Origin of the sequence: Streptomyces sp. NPDC058751 (assembly GCF_042746485.1) — a bacterium.
Taxonomy (GTDB): Bacteria; Actinomycetota; Actinomycetes; order Streptomycetales; family Streptomycetaceae; genus Streptomyces.
Window position 1 is genome coordinate 26435 of sequence record NZ_JBHYPZ010000049.1, and the last position, 18536, is coordinate 44970.

Annotated in this window: 10 protein-coding genes; 3 read left to right on the forward strand and 7 right to left on the reverse strand. The window is 67.4% G+C overall.

Going from position 1 to position 18536, the window contains the following annotated elements; genetic code table 11:
• Positions 1-129: 129 nt before the first annotated feature.
• Genes ACFW6B_RS34215 through ACFW6B_RS34225 form a run of 3 tightly spaced genes read right to left on the reverse strand, consistent with a single transcriptional unit; the run spans position 130 to position 3803 of the window.
• Positions 130-975 (reverse strand): hypothetical protein, encoded by an 846-nt coding sequence (locus ACFW6B_RS34215; RefSeq protein WP_386602390.1) that lies wholly within the window; start codon positions 973-975, stop codon positions 130-132.
• Complete coding sequence (locus tag ACFW6B_RS34220; RefSeq protein WP_386602392.1) at positions 975-2237, reverse strand: VWA domain-containing protein; 1263 nt, start codon at positions 2235-2237, stop codon at positions 975-977. The genes ACFW6B_RS34215 and ACFW6B_RS34220 overlap by 1 nt, the downstream gene beginning before the upstream one ends.
• Positions 2238-2291: 54 nt before the next feature.
• Positions 2292-3803, reverse strand: coding sequence for an IucA/IucC family protein (locus ACFW6B_RS34225; RefSeq protein ID WP_386602394.1), 1512 nt, complete (start codon positions 3801-3803; stop codon positions 2292-2294).
• A gap of 93 nt (positions 3804-3896) precedes the next feature.
• On the opposite strand from ACFW6B_RS34225, the gene ACFW6B_RS34230 reads away from it, so the two are divergent.
• From ACFW6B_RS34230 to ACFW6B_RS34240, 3 genes are all read left to right on the forward strand, one after another.
• Positions 3897-5426, forward strand: a complete 1530-nt coding sequence (locus ACFW6B_RS34230) for an IucA/IucC family protein (RefSeq protein WP_386602396.1) — start codon at positions 3897-3899, stop codon at positions 5424-5426.
• A 1312-nt stretch (positions 5427-6738) separates the two neighbouring features.
• Positions 6739-7674, forward strand: a complete 936-nt coding sequence (locus tag ACFW6B_RS34235; protein ID WP_386602398.1) for a hypothetical protein — start codon at positions 6739-6741, stop codon at positions 7672-7674.
• An 88-nt stretch (positions 7675-7762) separates the two neighbouring features.
• Positions 7763-11566: a CHAT domain-containing protein gene (locus tag ACFW6B_RS34240; RefSeq protein WP_386602400.1), complete on the forward strand. Its 3804-nt coding sequence runs from the start codon at positions 7763-7765 to the stop codon at positions 11564-11566.
• Positions 11567-11694: 128 nt separating this feature from the next.
• Here the strand turns inward: ACFW6B_RS34240 and ACFW6B_RS34245 are convergent, their stop codons facing one another.
• The 4 genes from ACFW6B_RS34245 to ACFW6B_RS34260 all read right to left on the reverse strand — a co-directional run bounded on the left by ACFW6B_RS34245 (position 11695) and on the right by ACFW6B_RS34260 (position 18208).
• On the reverse strand, positions 11695-14355 hold the full coding sequence (locus tag ACFW6B_RS34245; protein ID WP_386602402.1) for a hypothetical protein: 2661 nt from the start codon (positions 14353-14355) through the stop codon (positions 11695-11697).
• On the reverse strand, positions 14348-15742 hold the full coding sequence (locus ACFW6B_RS34250; RefSeq protein ID WP_386602404.1) for a hypothetical protein: 1395 nt from the start codon (positions 15740-15742) through the stop codon (positions 14348-14350). The genes ACFW6B_RS34245 and ACFW6B_RS34250 overlap by 8 nt, the downstream gene beginning before the upstream one ends.
• A gap of 742 nt (positions 15743-16484) precedes the next feature.
• Positions 16485-17105 (reverse strand): hypothetical protein, encoded by a 621-nt coding sequence (locus tag ACFW6B_RS34255; RefSeq protein ID WP_386602406.1) that lies wholly within the window; start codon positions 17103-17105, stop codon positions 16485-16487.
• The gene (locus tag ACFW6B_RS34260) at positions 17102-18208 is read right to left on the reverse strand and encodes a helix-turn-helix domain-containing protein (RefSeq protein WP_386602408.1); all 1107 of its coding nucleotides are present in this window, start codon (positions 18206-18208) and stop codon (positions 17102-17104) included. Before ACFW6B_RS34260 ends, ACFW6B_RS34255 begins: the two co-directional genes overlap by 4 nt.
• Positions 18209-18536 lie beyond the last annotated feature (328 nt).

Consider the following 18536-nt stretch of genomic DNA (forward strand, 5'->3'; position numbering starts at 1 on the left):
AACCCCCCCCCGGCCCCCGAAACCTCCGGGGCCGCCCCCCCGGCTTGACATCCCCCCCCCCCGGTTTCTACACCGCCCCCGCCCCCCCCCTGACGGAGAGCGGCGCGGGCCCCGGTCACGGCCTGCGGATTAGGCGCCCGGCGGAATCCGGGACGGGCGTCCCCTGCCCCGCGTCAGCGAGTAGCCCCAGATGCCGGCGAGGGCCGCGAGGACACCGCCGATGCCGGTCCACACCCAGCGGTCGGACCACCAGCCGGAGGTGTCGGGCCGCAGCGAGGACAGCGTCGCCGTCTTCGAGTCGGAATCCTCGTCGGAGGCGTCGTCGGAGGTCTCCGACGTCACGGCGATGCCCGGGACCAACGGCTCGGCCAGCGAGCCGTCGACCGCCGCGGAACCGCCGATGTCCTTCGAGTCCACCTGGAGCTCCGCGCTCATCGGCAGACCCAGATCGGCCGTGCCGAGACGGGTGGCGGTGAGCCGGACGTAATAGGTGCCCGGCAGCGGGTCGTTGGCCCAGGTCTCCGACCATGCGCGCACGGTGCGCAGGGTGCAGGACAGCTCCACGGAGGACGCGCCCGCGCCCGCCGTCCGGGTCTGTGACCCGTACTGGCAGGCCTGACGGCGCCGCAGACCGTCGTACACGTCGATCTGCCAGGTCTCGGAGGAGGACCGCTTGGACGCCTCGGGCAGCTTCACCGTCGCCTTCACGGTGGGCCGCTGCCCGGCGTCCGCGGGGAACTGCCAGTACAGGTAGTCACCCGTGGAGGCCCCGGCGGTGGCCTGCTCGCCCTGTTCGACCTCGGTCGCCGTACGGAACGACGTACCGGCCTCGGTGGGCGCGGAGTCGTCACCCGAGGGGCTCGCGGACGGCGAGGAGTCGGCGAACGCCGGGGAGGCGGCCGCGCCGAGCAGAGCGGGCGCCGCGACGGCCCCCGCGAGGAGGGCGGCTGTGCTCAGTACACGTCGGATACGCATCAGTTGGTCCTCCAGACCGAGAACCGCCAGCGGGAGATCCAGCCCCACAGCAGACCGGCGAGGAAGCCGGTGAGCACCAGGGCGCCGAGCAGCCACCAGCCGCGGCCGAGGCCGAAGGAGGCCACGTCGCTCGCCTGGTCCGGGCCGTCGACGACGTCGACCGTCAGTTCCAGCGGCAGTCCGGGCGTGGTCTTCACGCCGGACGCGGCCGAGAAGGAGTTGGACACCTGGAGACACACGACCTCGGCGGGCGCGTCCTCGTCGTCGCTCTCCGCCTTCGGGTAGCGCAGACCGGCCGATATGACGTCCGTGCGGCCGTTCCCGGCCGACTCGCCGCGCACGATCTCCCGGCCGCGCACGGTGACGGCACGCAGCAGCACCCCGTAGTCGGGGTTGACCTTGCGGTCCGCCGAGATGCTCACCGAGGCGCGCAGCTCCTTGCCGGGCGCGACCTCCACGCGGTACCAGCGGTGCTGGGCGAACTCCTCGCGGTCGGTGTAGATGCCCGACTTGACGGCGGGTGCCCCGGTGCACGAGTCGGCACCCTCCACGGCCACCGGCTTCACCACCGGATCGGCGGCGCGGTCCACCAGCTGGTTGACGCGGTCGCTGAGCTGCTCCTTGTGCTCCACCGAGGTGTACGAGCCGCCCGTGGCCTCGGCGATGCAGCTCAGCTGCCTGCTCACCTTGATGTTGGGGACCAGACCCAGGGTGTCGATGGTCAGGCCGATGCCCTTGGCCGCGATCTCGCGGGCCACCTGGCACGGGTCGAGCGGCTGGCAGGTGTCCTCGCCGTCGCTGATCAGCACGATGCGCCGGGTGCCCTCACCGCCGTCGAGGTCCTCGGCCGCCTTGAGCAGGGCCGGGCCTATCGGGGTCCAGCCGGTCGGGCTGAGGGTCGCGACGGCCGTCTTGGCCTCGGTGCGGTCCAGCGTCCCCACCGGGTAGAGCTGGGCCGTGTCCTTGCAGCCGGTCTTGCGGTCGTCCCCCCGGTAGTTGGCGCCGAGGGTGCGGATGCCGAGCTGCACCTCCTGCGGCGTCGCGTCGAGCACCTCGTTGAACGCCTGCTTCGCCGCGGACATCCGCGACTCGCCGTCGATGTCCCGGGCCCGCATCGAACCGCTGACGTCCAGCAGCAGTTCGACCTTGGGCGCCAGCGCCGTGGTTTCGTCGGCGACCGCCCCGGCCGGGAAGGCGATCCCGGAGGCCAGGGCTACGAGCAGGGCGCAGACGCCTGCCGCCAGCCGTTGTCTTGTGATCATCGGCGGATCCTATTGACCGAAGGTGCCGCTCGTAAAAACGAGAGGTGACCCGCGTCAGGACGAACCGGGACCGGCGAGCGGGTTGGGGAGCCTCGTCCACAGGTCACCGGGGGTCCCGGAGGACAGCCGCATCGACGTCAGCGCTTTGACGGGGAGCGGCTCACCGAGGAGCGCGGGAAGGTCCCCGGTGCGCGGGAGATCCGCCGCGACGCTCTCGAACGCCTCGCGGAGGGCGGCCGTCGAACCCGCCGTCGCGCCCAGGGCGCCGCCGACGAGGGAACCGAAGAGCTTGCGGCGCAGGGTGGTCTCGTCGTCCGTCACGATGCGCCCGGACAGCCGCGGGGCCGGGACGCCGTGCCGGGCCAGCCTGGCCGGGCTCACCCGGATGTCGGCCAGGTCCCGGTAGACGAGCCGGACGGGGGAGCCTTCGCGGTCGAGGACCACGAGCAGGTTCTGGCCGTGCGCCTCCAGGGCCACCCCGAGCTCCAGCATCCGCAGCCCCGCCGTGAGCACGAGACGGGTGAACTCGGCCAGCCAGGAGGGCTTCTCGGGCAGACGCGTCAGCGCGAGCGCGGCGACGGGGACACACCGCTCGCCCTCGCCCGCGTACCCGTCCGGCGACTCCCGCACCACCGCCGCGAGTTCGGGGGAACCGGCGGTGGCCGCGCCGAGGGTGCGGGTGATGTGCAGCGGCACGTCCAGGCGGGCCGTCATCTCCTCCATGAACGCCGAGACCGTGTCCGCCGTCCGCACCGAGTACACCGAGATGTCCCGCACCGAGGAGGTCAGCCGGGCGCTCAGCGCCGTCTTCACATGCGGCCCGTCCGGCACGGCGAGGGTGCGCAGGGACATCAACGGGCGGGCGGCGAAGCCCTCCTGGACCGGCGCGTCCAGCACGTGGGCGGCCTGCCAGGGATGCACCGGGATCAGCACCCGGTCCCCGTCCCACAGCCACTTCGGCCACGCGCCCGTGACGAGCGCGTCGTCCACCGCGACCAGGCCCAGCCGCACCGACGTCCGGTGCTCCGGCCCGTACTCGAGCTGCTCGGCCACCGAGAACCCCATCCGCGCACGGCAGTTGGGGTGGTACGGATGCCCGTCGACGATCCGCTGCTCCCACGCCCAGCTCGCCTCGGACTCCCCGGGAACCTCCTCGGACGTCCGGTTCGCCCGTGACAGCGCCAAGGAGGCCACGCTGTCCCCGAGTTCGGCCGAGAAGGCACCCCCGTGCGGCACGCCGAGGGCGCCGACGAGCGCGTCCGGACGCTCGTACACCCGCTCGTCGAGCCGCACTTCGGTCACGTAGGCGGTGCAGGCGTACGGGTCCGGGAGGGGGCCGCGCAGCCGGCGGCCGTCCGCCAGACGGAGCGTGAGGCCCTCACGGTCCGTGTCACGGCGGACGATCCACGGCAGCGGCTCGTACGCCAGCGCCCGCCACAGCCGGGTCAGCACGGCGGCCCGGGCACCGGGCAGGGCCCGCGCGTACGGCGCCGACAGTCCGGGACGTACGACGCTCAGCTCCTCGGCGAACGCGGCCTCGGTGTCGGGCGTGGAGGGACGGGGCACGGGCGGGCTCCTTGGGCACGGGGACTGTGTCGTGATCGTCCGCCACGGCGGAGATACTGATGGCCAGTGCACCGTATGAATCGAATGGACCGGATGGATCGCGTGGACTTCAAGCCGACCGTGTTCCCCCAGCTCACCGCGGGTGACACGGACGAGGCCGCCGACGCGTACGCCTCCGCGCCGTTGCTCAATTGTCTCCTGCGCGAACTGGCGGAGCCCACGGGACGTCCGGGCGTCCACCGGCTGCGCGCGAGCGGAAGCACGCTGCGCACGAGGGGGACACAACGGCCCGTCGCACCCGAACTGCGCACCGACGGGACCTGGCGGCGGCTCACCCACGCGGAACTGGTCGCGCTCGCCGCCGCGGAACTGCGCCTGTCCACCGGCGTGGACAACACCCGGCTGCCCGCGGAGATGACCGACAGCCGGGACGTGGTCGCGGCCGTCCTGCGCGCCCGCGCCCGCACGACGCCCCCCGAGGACCCGTACGTGCGCTCGGAGCAGTCCCTGATCATGGGACACCCGCACCACCCGGCGCCCAAGACGCGCGGCGGCGGCCCGGCCGCCGGCTGGCTGACGTACGCGCCCGAGGCGCACACCCGCTTCCCGCTCGAACTGCTCGCCGTACGGGAGGACGCGGTCGTCGAGGAGGGCGACACGAGGGCCCTCGACGCCCTGGGCCGGGCCCCCGTCGGCTACCGGCTGCTGCCCGCCCACCCCTGGCAGCTGGCCCTGACCGGCGCCGTCCCCGCGATCCGGGACGCCTTCGCGGACGGCCGGCTCCTGCGCCTCGGACCGACCGGCCGCCCGCTGTGGCCGACAGCCGCGGTCCGCACCCTCTACGCCCCCGAGGACGACCTGTTCGTCAAGTTCAGCCTCGACGTCCGCATCACCAACGACATCCGCCGGCTGTGGCGGCACGACCTGCTGAAGGCGCGGGCCACCGACGCGGCCACCGCCGCCGCGTTCGCCGCGCAGGACGGCACCGCCGCCTGGCTGAGCGACCGTGGCTGGCGCACCGCCGACTTCGCCTTCGAGGAACTGGCCGTGCTGGTCCGCGACGGGCTGCGCGGCCACCTCGTCCCCGGCGCCACCCCGCTGCTCGCCGCCGCCCTCGTGGAGGGCTTCGACGGCAGCCCGCTCGACCGGCTCACCGACCCCGCCGACTGGTGGGACGCCTACCTCCGCCTGACGGTGCCCCCGGTGCTGGAGGCGTTCGCCCGCCACGGAGTCGTCGTCGAGGCCCATCTGCAGAACACGCTGGTGGCCGTGGACGCGGACGGCACGCCCGTCCAGGCGCTGTTCCGCGACGCGGAGGGCGTGAAACTGCTGCCGGGCGTGACCCGCGCGGCCGGCTGGGAACGGCTCGTCTACTGCCTGGTCGTCAACCACCTCTCCGAGCTGGCCGGCCTCCTCGCCGAACGCTTCCCCGGCACGGACCCCTGGCCCGCCGTACGAAGGGAACTCCACCGCTGCGGCGCGGACCTCGGCCTCCCCGAGATCACCGCCCTGCTCTCCTCGCCCACCCTCCCGGGCAAGACCAACCTGCTGCTCCGCTGGACGGACGCGGACGGCGCCGACGCCCGCTACACGCCGCTGCCGAACCCGCTGGCCGGTACATGACGCCCATGAGCCGGACGGCCGACTGTCCTACAGTGTGACCTGTGCTCCGAGACGTGACCGCTGTTCGATACGTGACCCCGCTGACGGCGGGCGGCTCCGTCCCCGGAGTCGTCGAGGCCGACGACCTGGGGACCTACGTCGTGAAGTCGTCGGGGTAGGGCCGGGGACCTGCGACGATTCACCGGAACCCGTCGCCGACCTGCGAGTTTCCGTCTTTCGGCGCCTTTCACGGCCGTGCCGTCTTGTGTGATCGCCCCTCCCCACACGCTCCCCGGCGGAGCGGATACTCCCCAGATTCTCCCCGGGGAAGGCCGGCGTGACGTGCGACAGGGCAGCGGAGCCGACTGGTCCGGAGAACACGATGAGTGACTGTCGACGGTGTTCGCTCCCCGTCGGGTGGTTCGATTGCGGTCAGATGTCCCGGAAGAGACCGGAAGGCTCTGCGACCTGCCGCGATGGGTGGTTGCGGGGCGCTGACCTGCGTAGATGGTCTTTCGGCTGTTTCACGGTCATGCCTGTTGACGCGGCCGAAAGTCCCAGGAAAGTCCCAGGGGGATCCCAGGGCTGATGGCCACTCTTTCGGTTCCGTGCAGAGGTCGGGTGGTGTCGCGGGGGCTCTGAGAGGAGATCTTCTCCCAGATTTCTCCCAAGTGGTGGCGTGACAGTTGCTTCAGCACGTCGCGTTACGAAGGCGAATTTGCGCGATGTGGTACGCCGTCGGTGGCAGCGTGGCGCGGGGTCTGGTGTACCGCTGCTTACGCATCGCTCGCGTCGAGGATCGGCTGAACCGTCCCTTCAAGGACCTCGACGTCTCTCTGCTCTGCCCGAGGGAGTTGGCGGAACCCGCGCGTGCACCTGCACATTTGGAGCAAGAATGACGGCCTGGTGGATCAACAAGGCGCAGGGGGCGGAGTTTCTGCATGGTGAGCCAGGTGGAAGTAGGCGGTCTGAGGATCGCCAAGGCACTGTCGTACGTGTGTGGGCATCGGGACGAACTTGCCGCGCTGCTCGATGAGGACGACGCCGCCTTACGTGCTGTCGAAGCCGCAGTCGGCGGGTCGTCCGCGGACTACGTTTCGCTCACTGTCCTTCTGGACGCCTTGCACGCAGCGGTTCGACGTGCAGGCGACCCGTCGGGGGTGTATGGGGCAACAGGCCGCAGCGTGGTGCCGGCTGGTGTTGCTGATTTGGATGTCGTGTACCGGTGCCCCTTGCATCTGTGCATCGGTCGATCCGGTCATGAAGTGGACGACGAGCCTCGCTGCCAGTTCGCCCCCGCTGAGACGGCGCTGATCCGAGAGAGGCTCCCGTAGTGGGAGGGCTGTTCAGCGAACTCAGTAAGAAGCTGGCCGAGCGGTGGCTGACCCTCCTCGTACTCCCAGGCACGCTCTACTTGGCAGTCGCCGCAACGGGACACACCCTCGGGCAGAGCGCCGCGCTGGACGTGGGGCAGCTCACCCACGCGATCTCGGACGCTGCCCGGGCTCCCCAGGCGACCACGGTCGGTGGCCAGGTTGTGCTGCTCGCTGCGATCCTGGCTGGTGCCGCCGCCACCGGTCTGGCCGCCCAGTCCCTCGGCTCTGTTGTTGAGCGTGTGACCTTGGCTGCTGGCTGGGGCGCATGGCCTTGGTTATTCAGTGATTTGGCTGAGCGTCACGTGGCACGCCGACAGCGTCGCTGGGACGCCGCACGGGCGGAGTATGAAGACCTACGGCTTCTGGAACGTGCTCCGCGACCGATCGACCGCCCCAGGCCCCGGGAACGTCACCGTGCGGCCCACAAGTGCGAACGTATCTCAGTGGAACGGCCTGAACGGCCGACCTGGAGTGGTGACCGGATCCACGCCACCGCGGCCCGGCTGGACCGAGATGCGCATGTAAATCTCCTCACCCTCTGGCCCCACCTCTGGCTCGTGCTGCCGGAAGAGATACGCGATGAGATCGGCAAGGCCCGCGCCGCGTTGACGCGAGCTGCCGTTCTTGGTGGATGGGCCCTGCTCTATCTGCCACTTGCCTGGTGGTGGTGGCCCGCGATGCCACTCACCGCCATGCTGATGGTTATTTCGGCACGTCGCCTCCGCACTGCCTCGGACACCTACGCCACGCTGCTGGAGGCATCCGTGCGCCTTCACCTGACGGACCTGGCCGACAAGCTGCGCATCGAGGAACAGCCGATGGGCCCTCCGCTCGGAGATGCGGTCATGCGACGGCTGAGCAGCCCGGCGCCTGCAACGGAACCGGCTTCGTGAGCTCCATCGAATTCAGCGGCTCGCCTCGGCAGACCTGGACAGTGCAGCAATCAGAGCTATCGGAGACCGGGAAGTGACAGGACGGTTCATGCAGGGGCGCGAGCAGGACTTCGCAAGGGAACACGAACTGGAGCAGCGGATTGCCGTAGTGGGGTCACGGCTCGAACGGATGGCCCGCGAACAGGATATTGGCGTGGTGCTGGAGCCGGAAGCACTGGTCGAGGCCCGCCAACTTGCCGAAATACTCCGAAACGACGAATCTGACCTGGAAGGTCATTACGCCCTCGGCTGGTTGCACGCCTTCAGGTACCGGGCACTTCCCGAAGGGGCTGGGCAGCGGGATAGGGAAGAAGCCGTCGCGAAGTTCACACCCTGCTTCGTGTTCGGCGCAGATGAGGAGGATCTGCCGGACGAGCTCCTTCCAGATGTGGCTCAGCGCGCGCTTGGTTTCGTCTGGAGGATCCAGCAAGGGATGAGTTCTTCGCCGAGCCCGGCACTGAGTGCAAGAGTGACCGATCTCCTGCGGCGTATCGCGACCGCTATTCCTCGTGGCGAAAGCGAGTACGCGGAAACACTGTCTACTCTTTCCGTCATCTTGAAATCCCACTTCGACGAGGGTGGCGAAGCAGCGGATCTGGACGCGGCGATCGACGCTGCCCTGGACGCAGTGGAAAGCACGGCAACAGGGCATCCGAACCAACCGGTCATGCTGTCCAACTTGTCAGGTGTGTTGATGGAGCGCTTCAGTCGTACAGGCACGGCGGCGGACCTGGACGATGCGATCGAGACCGGCCGATTGGCAGTCCAAGCTTCCACGGGCTTCTCTGCCGACCGAGCTGGCGGACTCAACAACCTGGGCACCGCGCTGAAGACCAGGTTCACGGAGAGAGGCATCCTGTCAGACTTGGATGCGGCGATCGAAGCCTTCCAGGAAGCGTCAGAGATGTGTGCCGAGGGCCACGACAAGGCAGGAGTTCTTCACAATCTGGGGATCGCTTGGAGGGATCGGTATGAAAGCACCGGCGTGCCAGCGGATCTGGAGAACGCGATCGAGTGCTGCCAGGCTGCAGTCGAGGCAGCCCCCGAGGAACATCCTGCGCGCTCCATATTCCTGTCTGGGCTCGGTGGTATCGCACTGACGCGATTCCAGCGTACCGGCGAAACAGCCTATTTGGACCGATCTGTCACCGCGTTCCGGGAATCTCTGGAGATGCTCCCGCAGGGACACCGGGCTCGTGGGCTTCGTCTCTCCGGCCTGGGGCGAGCTCTCTTGGCGCGATATCGCCTCGGTGGCGACAGATCTGACCTCGATACGGCGATCGAGATGAATCGCGCTGCTTCCCAGGAAATCGCCCCGCACCAGACCGAGTTCAACGCGGCCCTCAACAACCTGGCCATCTCTCTTTGGCAGAGTTTCGAATGTACTGGTCATATGGCCGACCTGGACGAGGCGATCAGTGTCAGTCGCGCTTCCGCTCAGGCCACCGCGGACGGTCACGTCGACCGGCCGACCCGTCTGTCCAACGTCGGTCTGATGCTGTGGACTCGGTTCAAGCACACCGGGGCGTTGTCGGACCTCGACGCCGCGATCGAGTTCACGCACGGAGCTGTGAAGACTGCACCCCGTGAACACTCCGCCTTGGCGGCGATGCTGTCCAATCTCGGCACAGTGTTGTTGCAGCGTTATGAACGGAACGGGGACCCTCAAGATCTCGACGAGGTGATCCGAAGGAACCGCGAGGTTCTCGGCATTGTGGATGCAAGCAGCCCTGACCGCCCGCGTTTCCTCGCGAATCTGTGCACCGCTCTGCACGCCCGTTTTCAGCGCACTGGACGCTTTGAGGACCTGGATGGCGCGGTCGCTGTGGGACATGATGCGACCGCCACCGTCCCGTCCCATCACCCTGAGCGCCCGAGATACTTGTCCATGCTGGGAGGTGTGCTGACCGTCAGGTTCGAGAAGACCGGGTCTGTAGCGGATCTGGATAACGCGGTGATTGCGTGCCAGGCCGCGCTCGACATCTCGCCCGCGGAACATCCGGAGCGCTCCGACTACCTGTTCCAGCTTGGGACTACCTTGCATCGCCGGTATCAGCGGACTCACTCGCGACACGACTTTGATCACGCCTTGGCCGCCCATATGGAAGGCGCGCGAGCCGACGGGGCCAGGCCCTCGATTCGGATTCGGGCCGCTCAGGCAGCGGCCTCAATGACCGGACGGTCGGATCCTGATCTCGCAGCCGATCTCCTGGCCGGTGCTGTACACCTGCTGCCCGAAGTGGCAGACCGCCGGCTGAGCCGTGGTGACCAGCAGCACGCCATGGGCAAGTGGTCAGGGCTGGCCGGAGACGCTGCAGCACTGGCTCTTGCTTCTCATGAAGGCACATCCGCCGATCGGGCAGTGCGGGCACTGCAGTTGATCGAGGTGGGCCGCGGCGTCCTCCATAGTCAGGCGCTGGACATGCGGAGCGACCTCGCTGAGCTTCGCGAGTGCCATCCCGACCTGGCCCATCGCTTCGAGGCACTTCGGGACGAACTCGACCGGCCGATGGAAATGACTCCCCCCACGGAGCCCGAGGGGCAAGCCAGTGCCGCTGTACGTGCGGTCGATGCCGAGGAGCAACGACGTAGCCGCGCCGACCAGCTTCAAGCCACGCTGAACAGCATCCGAATGCAGGACGGATTCGCCAGCTTTGCTCGTCCCCCCGCTGTCGGTGAGCTCCTGGCACAAGCCACCTCCGGCCCAGTGGTGAGCTTCAACGTCAGCCATTACCGCAGCGACGCACTGCTGTTGACGTCCGATGGAATCGAATCCCTGAACCTGCCCGACCTCACGTACGACCTCGTCATCGACCAGATACAGACCTTCCACAGGGCCTTGGAAACCGTTGCAGATCCGCGCACATCGCCCCTCACTCGAAAAGAGGCGCAATCGACGCTTCGCGCTGTCTTGGAGTGGTTGTGGGACGCGGCGGCCGAACCGGTTTTGCGTAGCCTCGGTTTCACCGGTGAGCCCTCTTCCGGAAAGTCGTGGCCCCGCGTCTGGTGGGCACCTGGCGGGCTCCTCTCACTGCTACCCCTGCACGCTGCCGGCTGTCACTCCGAGCCGCCCGGGGCGGCTCGGAGTGACAGGGAACGGCCGACAGTCATGGACCGTGTCGTCTCCTCGTACACCACCACTATCCGCGCACTGCACCACGCGCGCCGTCATCTCGCCTCCACGTTGACTGTGAGCCGATCACTGATCGTGGCCATGCCCACAACTCCGGGCGTCCAAGGCCGCCTGGATCACGTCTCGGAAGAAGCCTCACTGCTGTGCGGTCTGCTGCCTGAGCCGATGCTTCTTATGGAGCCAGATGCAAAGGCTGAAGACGGTATGGCCGTCCCCGGGCCGGAGTCACGACCGACCAAAGCTCGAGTCCTGAAGGCCCTCTCCGATTGCGGGATCGTTCATTTCGCGTGCCACGGTGCCCACGACCCCGACGACCCGTCCCAGAGTCTGTTGCTTCTGCACGACCACGAACATGATCCGCTCACGGTGGCGAGCCTTGCAGAAATGAGGATGGACTCGGCCCAGCTGGCCTACCTGTCAGCGTGCCGAACAGCGTTCATGGAGTCCGCGGAGCTGATCGACGAGGCCATCCATCTCACATCGGCCTTTCAGCTCGCGGGGTTTTCCCACGTCATCGGTACCCTCTGGGAGATAAACGACGAGGTGGCCTCGCATATGGCAGCCGATTTTTATGCTGAGCTCGGCGGGGTCACCGACCAGCATGGTGGCCTCGACACGGATGCAGCGGCTCGTGCTCTGCACCACACCGTGCGTAAGGTCCGTGATCAATATCCAAAGTCCCCCTACCTCTGGGCGGCCCACCTGCACGCCGGGATCTAAAGAGGCTGGTGCCGTGGCACCGACGTGCGCGTTGCTGCCGATGCCGTGAGCACCTTGACCCACGTGCGCGGTGATCGGGTGTTCGTGACACGGATCTTCCGAGACGGACATGCAAAGACTTTCCCAAGCTACGGCCCACACTGCGGTGGTTGGGGCCCGGCCAGGCGGAGATCCGAAAGGACTTGGTGAGCCAGTTCGAAGGGCTGGTTGTGAGGACCGTGGGGTACGGAGGCGGCGGATTCGAAGCTGCGCTGCGCGGCGAGAGCTCTGGGCCCGACCAGGCCAGTGAGCCGGTAGTGCCGCCAGAGGGGAGTGGGCCGGCGGGCATCGACCACGATGAGGTCGGGGCGACGCCAGACGACCAGAGCCCAGGGTTCCACGCCGGAGTCCGAGCCCGAGTCGGCCCAGGCACCGACCAGGGGCGCGTCTTCGGCAGCGCCGACTGCTTCGAGTGCCACCAGCGCTTGGTTGCTGAAGCGACCAGTGACGTGGAGCAGGAGCTGCCCGTGGCGGTGCACGTCGCGACCCTTTTCGATGAGCGACCATACGGCGTCGGCGAGGGGGTCGTCCTGGACGACATCCGACGCGACATCGAGTACGGCGGCCTCGTCGACGGCAGGGCCGAAGGCGGTGTCGAGCAGCGCCGTGTATTCCGTGACGTACACGGAATCCACCGCCGGAAGCAGGTGGCCGACTGCCTGGGAAGCTTCGTTGAAGGCGAGTGTCTCAGGGGTGATCTCGTAGCGCGGGGCGTGGCTTCGGAGCACGGCGAGGGCGACTGCGGCGAGGCTGCCGACCTGGGGCTCGATCCGCTCGGGGAGATCGTTCCGGTCCAGTACCCGGATGGCGCGGGAGAGCAGTGGTAGCCAGTCTGTGTTTGCCGGAGGCCAGGCGCCTGCCGCGACGGTCCACAGAGTCAGCCGGACGACGAGCATGCGTTCCGGAGGATCCAGGTGGGGAGCGAGGGTGACGAGGCGTTCCACCCAGCGGCGGTATCTGCGGCGGACTTCTTGGTTGGCCTGTCGGAGATCGGGCAGGGCAGCAGCGCCTGCTTCGGCACCGGCTGCCACGGGATCGTGCTCTGCTGCCACGGCCTCGGCGTCGTCCTCGTCAAGGGCGGCTTCGATGTCGTCGGTGAACCGTTCGTCCCAGGAGACGGGCAGCAGGTCCTGAAAGGGAGTGTCGGTGGGTAGGGGGAGCCCCAGTGCGAAGCGCGTGAGCGGGTGTCCAACGCGCCCGGCGCACTCGTCCAGATACCGCTCCCAGCCGCCCTCGCCGCCGTCCAGCGGGGCCATCGCGACTGCACCGCCAGTGCTTTTGCTCGCGGATGCGCCCGCTGGGGTAGAGGACAGTCCCGTACGGAGGGTTTCCAGGTCACCCAGGAACCGTTCAGCGAGCCGGGGGTCCGTGAACAGGTCGGGTGGCCGTGTCGTGGGGGCTTGGGACTGAGCCGGGGTCATTCGGCGCAGCGCGCGGTCAGGATCGACGACGAACACGATATTGCCGAAGTTCGGCACGCCGTCGCTGCTGATGACGACAAGGCGCACACGACTGCCAGCATCCGCCGGAGCCGTCACAGTCCGAACGGCCTGGCCGGCAGGGACATCGGCGATGCGCTCCCAGGCTTCCGGCGGTGCTGCCGCCTGAGACAACTCCAGATGAGCAGTGTCGGAGAGGGGCCGGGCCATGCTGATCTCCAGGCCATCTGATACGCGCATGGCGCCGAGCAACAGCGGTCCACTGCTGGCGGTGGGGCGGGGGAGGGGCGCGGCCGTGCTCAGCCGGGCAGCGGGCTCCTCGGTGCCGCCAGGAAGGAGGGTGGCGGCGATGGGAGTGATGATGCCGAGTTCGCAGTTGCCGCCCCCGCCCTGGGAAAGCAGCAGAGCTGCGGCGGAAAGGTTCGGGCTGCCGGTCAGGGCCCACCGCTGCCCGCCGGAGACCCACTCGACGAGTTTCCCGTGGCGGTACCGTTGGTCGTTGTCGCTGATGACGCGTCCGTCGTATTTCTTCACCAGGGCGGCGGCCGACGGGCCGTCGAGATCGCCGAGTTTGGGCTGGTATGCAAGGGTGAACCGGCTCGGACGGAAGCGCTCGAGCAGCTGCCGCAGTGCCATGGAGCGCTGGTCGTAGAAAGGTGCAAATACGGCCAGTTCATCGACGGGCCCGTGCGGCAGCTGATCGATGATGGGTGAGTGCAGGCTGCTGACGACGCGGACCTGCGGCGCTGTGGGTGTCCTGTCGCGGTGGAGCCGGTCCAGGAGCGCCGCGACCCGCCTCAATGCCTGTGGCACACCGGCAGAGAACCTCACCTTTTCCGGCAGGTCGCGCAGCCATACCGCCAGGTCCGGGATCGCGCTGGGACTCTGACCGCTGTTCACCCGCAGTACTGTCCACAGCTCGGCGTTAGCCTGCCAGCCCGCCAGTGTGGTGTTGCCGGAGCCAAGGGCGATGGTGGCGTGTTCCGATCCGGCCAGAATCATCAGCTTGGGATGGAACGCGGCACCGTGCGCGTAGGCCAGACCGGCGAGATAGCTGCGGCCGGCCCGCCGGACGGAGCGGGGATCGTTCCGGGCCATGGAGACGTCCCCTGCCACGGTGACGCGTGCGCCGGTGGCCTGGGTGACGCCGAGGGCGACCTCCTCGAAGAAGCCCAGATCGGCGGTGAAGCTGAGGAAGAGTGCTTCTTCCAGGCCCTGACCACTTATGCGCTCCTCGTCGAGGATGAGGGTTAGCGGCGAGGCGAACGTGGTCGGTGGCTCCACTCCGTATACCGGTGCGGTTTCAGTCAACGAGAGCCCTCCTGCTACTGGTCACTGACCAGCGCTGGTCCTGGAAGTGCAGTACGCCGCAGGTAGCGAGGACGGTTCCGAGCTGGTCCAGCCTTAGCCCGACGTCACCGCGCCCCTCCTGGCTCGTCCGGTACAGAAGTCCGCCGCGTTCGTGCAGCCGAGTCGGAAGCCACAGTGTGCCGTTGGCGCGTCGGCGGGCCTTGGCCAGCGCGATCCGCTGCGACCGCGCCACCAGGTCATAGGTGAGTCGGCGAGCGACAACGCGCAATTTCATGGGCCGGGCCTCGTCAAGCCGCCGCTGGACCCATTCCGGGCCAAGCTCGACACCGCGCTGGCCCAGGAACGCATCCCGAACCCGACCGGTGAGTTCGTCCACCCGACGGGCACTGGTGGCGAGCACTCGCAGTTCGGCGAGGGGCAAGGGATCACCCGCCCACCGTAGGTCGTGCTCGGCGGGCAACGGTGCTCCGGTCGTGCTCTGCGTCGCTGGGAGGGAGGACAGGAACGCGTCCACCGTCATGTCGGGGAGCTCTTCGGCGAAGCGGTCGGCCAGCTCCTCGATCGGTAGCAGTCCGTCGATCTGTTCCACCAGCCAGGACCACAGGCGGCGCCATGCTCCGACGGAGTAGTTCCGCAGCATCACTCCGCGCCAGGCGGCAGCGGTGTCGATATCGCTGGTCACGGCATCGGTGGTCAGGAAGTCACCGAAGGCGAGGACATGACCGACGTCCCGGGTAAAGCGGACGACAGGATGTGTGGCGACCACACGGGCCAGTAGTTGAATCGTCTGCCGACGCGTTGTCGAGCGGGAGCCTGCACCAGCTGATGCCCCATGCTCACACATCAGATTTGCCACCCACGCCCCGTCTGGACGGTCGCCGCCGGCGCACACGCACAGCCGGTCGCCGAGAGAGACCAGGTCGTCCACATACAGAGTGTCCTCGGCAGCCAGGTCGAGCAGTTCGCCCAGCCCGTCACGCACAGCCGTTTTGTCGAGCCGCGGCCCAGGCGTCGGCATGGGGCCGGGATCGAGGATGCCGAGCGAGATCTCGGATCCGGCATACGGTCCCCAGAATCCCCATGAGTTGCGTACGTACCCATCCTTGCCGGGTGCCTCGGCCTCGGCCACGGCGACCGTCCCGGTGTGCAGCCGCCGAGCCAAGGCATCCACTCCATGGGCGCGCGGCAGCCACTCCAAGGCTTGCGGATGATGCGCGAACGACACGGCGGCCAAAGCCACTTCTGCACGACGCAGCAGGGTCTGAGCGACCGAGGCTGTTAGCCCGTTCGCGTCGGCGTGCGCCGCGACCAGCCCGTGCAGAGCGTAGTAGCGCGCATGCGGAGTCACCGCGGTCACCCCGGGCACCAGATGATCGACCATGCGCATCACATGCCGCTCCACGGAGAGCGGATAACGGCCTGCGGCGACGTCCAGTCCTGGACGACTCCACCCTGGCCCCTCTATAAACCCCAAGGCGGTCCTGCCCCCTCCTGGGGTGGCTACCTGCTCAGTCATCGGACCGGCAGGAGTCGACCGGGAACCGGTTGGTGACTCTTACCCGCAGCGGGCACTGCGCGCGCGAGCCGACTTCCCGCCGGTGCGAGCGGCACGACCATTTTTGTGTGGCATTCCTTCGCATCTGACACATCTGTACTGCGCTTCTTCATGTGCCCCGCTGCTTATCCCAAGCGCCGCCCAAGTAGGCGGCTGATCAGCCATTCTGATGCATCCCCAGTCACAGTTGGGTGGGCTGTTGGACATCCGCTACAAATCGCGTAGTCGGACTTTCGTTCGATGCCGCGAGTGTCGCGCCGCAGCATGTGCGGCAGTACGGGGGGCTTCGGTGCACGGTCAGTCTCCGCTGGGAAGACATCGCCGTCCTCTCTATCCGGCATGCTTGTTTGCGTCAGATCGACTACAAACTCAAGTGCTGGGCTGCCCTCGCCGAGAGATTGACCTCATAGATTGCCTTCACGCTGCGATGAGATTGGCCCGCGCTGTTTGTTCGATAAGCCCCCTTGAGCGCGGCTTGTGCTTACCCGCCCTGATATTCCCAGCGGGTCGCCACCCAGCACCGATAAAATCCACTCCCGTCATATTGTCGAGTGACAGTGAAATCGACTGGGATTCACAAATTTCCCTCATGCATAGTGTGCGCGGCGGCTTCGTCCTCGCTCTGGTCGGGTAGAAGTTCGGCGATTGACCATGGGAGGACGGTGAGGTCGGCCACGGACCGGGGAAGCCGTGGGTAGCGGTTCAGCTGGCGCATCTTCTGCATCAAGGCGAAGCCGTCATCTGCCGTGACGAATCCCGCTTTCACGGCCAGCTGCATCATGTCGAGCGTCTCCGCTGTCATGATGCCCTGCCCAGCCGCATACTCCAGAGCGGATTTATCATCTGATAGCCACCAGGCACCGGAGAACTGGGGCCAGCGTTGGATGATGTGGCAGGTCTCGGCCTCGCCGAGGTGCTGCAGATGCCGGTTGGCTTGTCCGCCGAACACCGCCGTGCGGAGGTGCCCGACGTTCGCAAGGTCGTCCGGAGCCGTTACGCGGATTGCTTCGCCGAGCCAGCCCTGCTGTCTCAGGTCGCGAAGAGCGGGCAGCTGTTCGGCTGATTTGTGGGCTTCCCGAGACACAGCCGCAGTCCACTTGCCGCGGCCGGCCAGGACTGCGCGGAGCAGATCGAGGCGTTCAACGGCGGCGAAGTTGCACAGGACAGTGTTGTCTGGGAATAAGAAGTCGCTCATGCGGCACCGCCGTTGTCCTGTCCGGACGCAAACTGGTCTCTGAGCTCGTCGACATCGACGCCGAGTAGCGAAGCGTATGGACGCAAGGTCGCTTTGCCAGCCTCATAGGCGGCGCGTGTGTCGCGCACAAGGAGTCCGGGTAGTCGTTTCTCCTCGGAGGCCGCGACTTGCCGATCGAGCTCTTCCACTCGGTTGGCGAGGGCCGCGGCCTCGCGCACGGTCATGCGCTTGTAGTAGTCGCAGCCGCCGGCGTCGATCACGCGCAGCTTGAGCAGCCTGTAGGCCAGGGTTGCAGGGCTGACCATGAAGTCGCAGCACAACGCAGCAAAGCTTTCCCGGGTCAGCTTCACTGCAGCGACCGCTTCGCGCAGGATTTGCTCGGGCAAGAGGAAGGCGGAGGCGAAGGCGTTGGCTCGCTGCTCGCTGGGATCGATCTTCTGGGCTCGGTCAAAGATATCGCGATCAAGGTGTACATCTTGATCGTCGTCGGCGAGGAGGTGTCCGAGTTCGTGCGCAAGAGTGAAGCGCTGACGTGCCGGGTTCGATGCCGTGCTCAAGAGGATGAGCTTAGTGCCTTGGCCTATGGCGGCGAGGCCGTCAAAGCCGTCCCCCAGTGGCTCGACAGCCACATCGGCACCAAAGACCGCTTCGATCAGTTCCGGCAGGCAACCCTGGTTCACAAGCAGATTCCGGTGCTCTACTGCTCTCAGGGCTGACTTCGCCAGCGCCTCTCCCTGCGCGGCGTAGCTATTGCCGGAAGATACTGTCGGAGAAACAGGTATCCAGGGCTGCGTATAGCCGAGCTTGTCCAAGTCGACGCGCCGGGCAACGTAGTCCCGGGCGGCTGCCAGCGCTTCGGCTGCCTTCCCAGTGGTTGTTCTCGCTGCCACGGCCAGTGGAGGCTCGGCTCCGGTGAGCAGCCAGTCCATGGAGACGTGGAATTCATCGGCAATGACCGCGAGGTCAAGAGTTGAGAAGGGGCTTGCGCCACTGAGGCACTCACTGAACTGCTCGGCGTTGAGGTCGGCCTGGTTGGCGAAATCGAGGAGACTTAAGCCTGACTGGTCGATCAGGCTTCTCACGCGATCGGAGATGCTGGACACCCGTGGACAGTAGTCCGCCGTCTGCCCAGTTCACAAGACGCATGGCAGACGCCCTCAGGTATCGAACCGACATCGCTCCCCAGCTGGAGACGCCAGCTTCAGCTGGCGGATCACATCACCTTGGATGCGAGACCGAGCGGAACCGGCCCCAGCGAGCCATGACTGTCGATGCTGCCCGGGATTTCCCGGTGAAGGCACCCTTACTCCGCCTGACCAGCGATGTCAGCAGTTCTGCGCGACTTGAGGCGCCCGTACTCAAGGTCTTAGATACTAGTGCTTTCGTGATCCTCTAGCCTCTCGTAGCAGAGCGAAGGGCAAGGGCGATCAC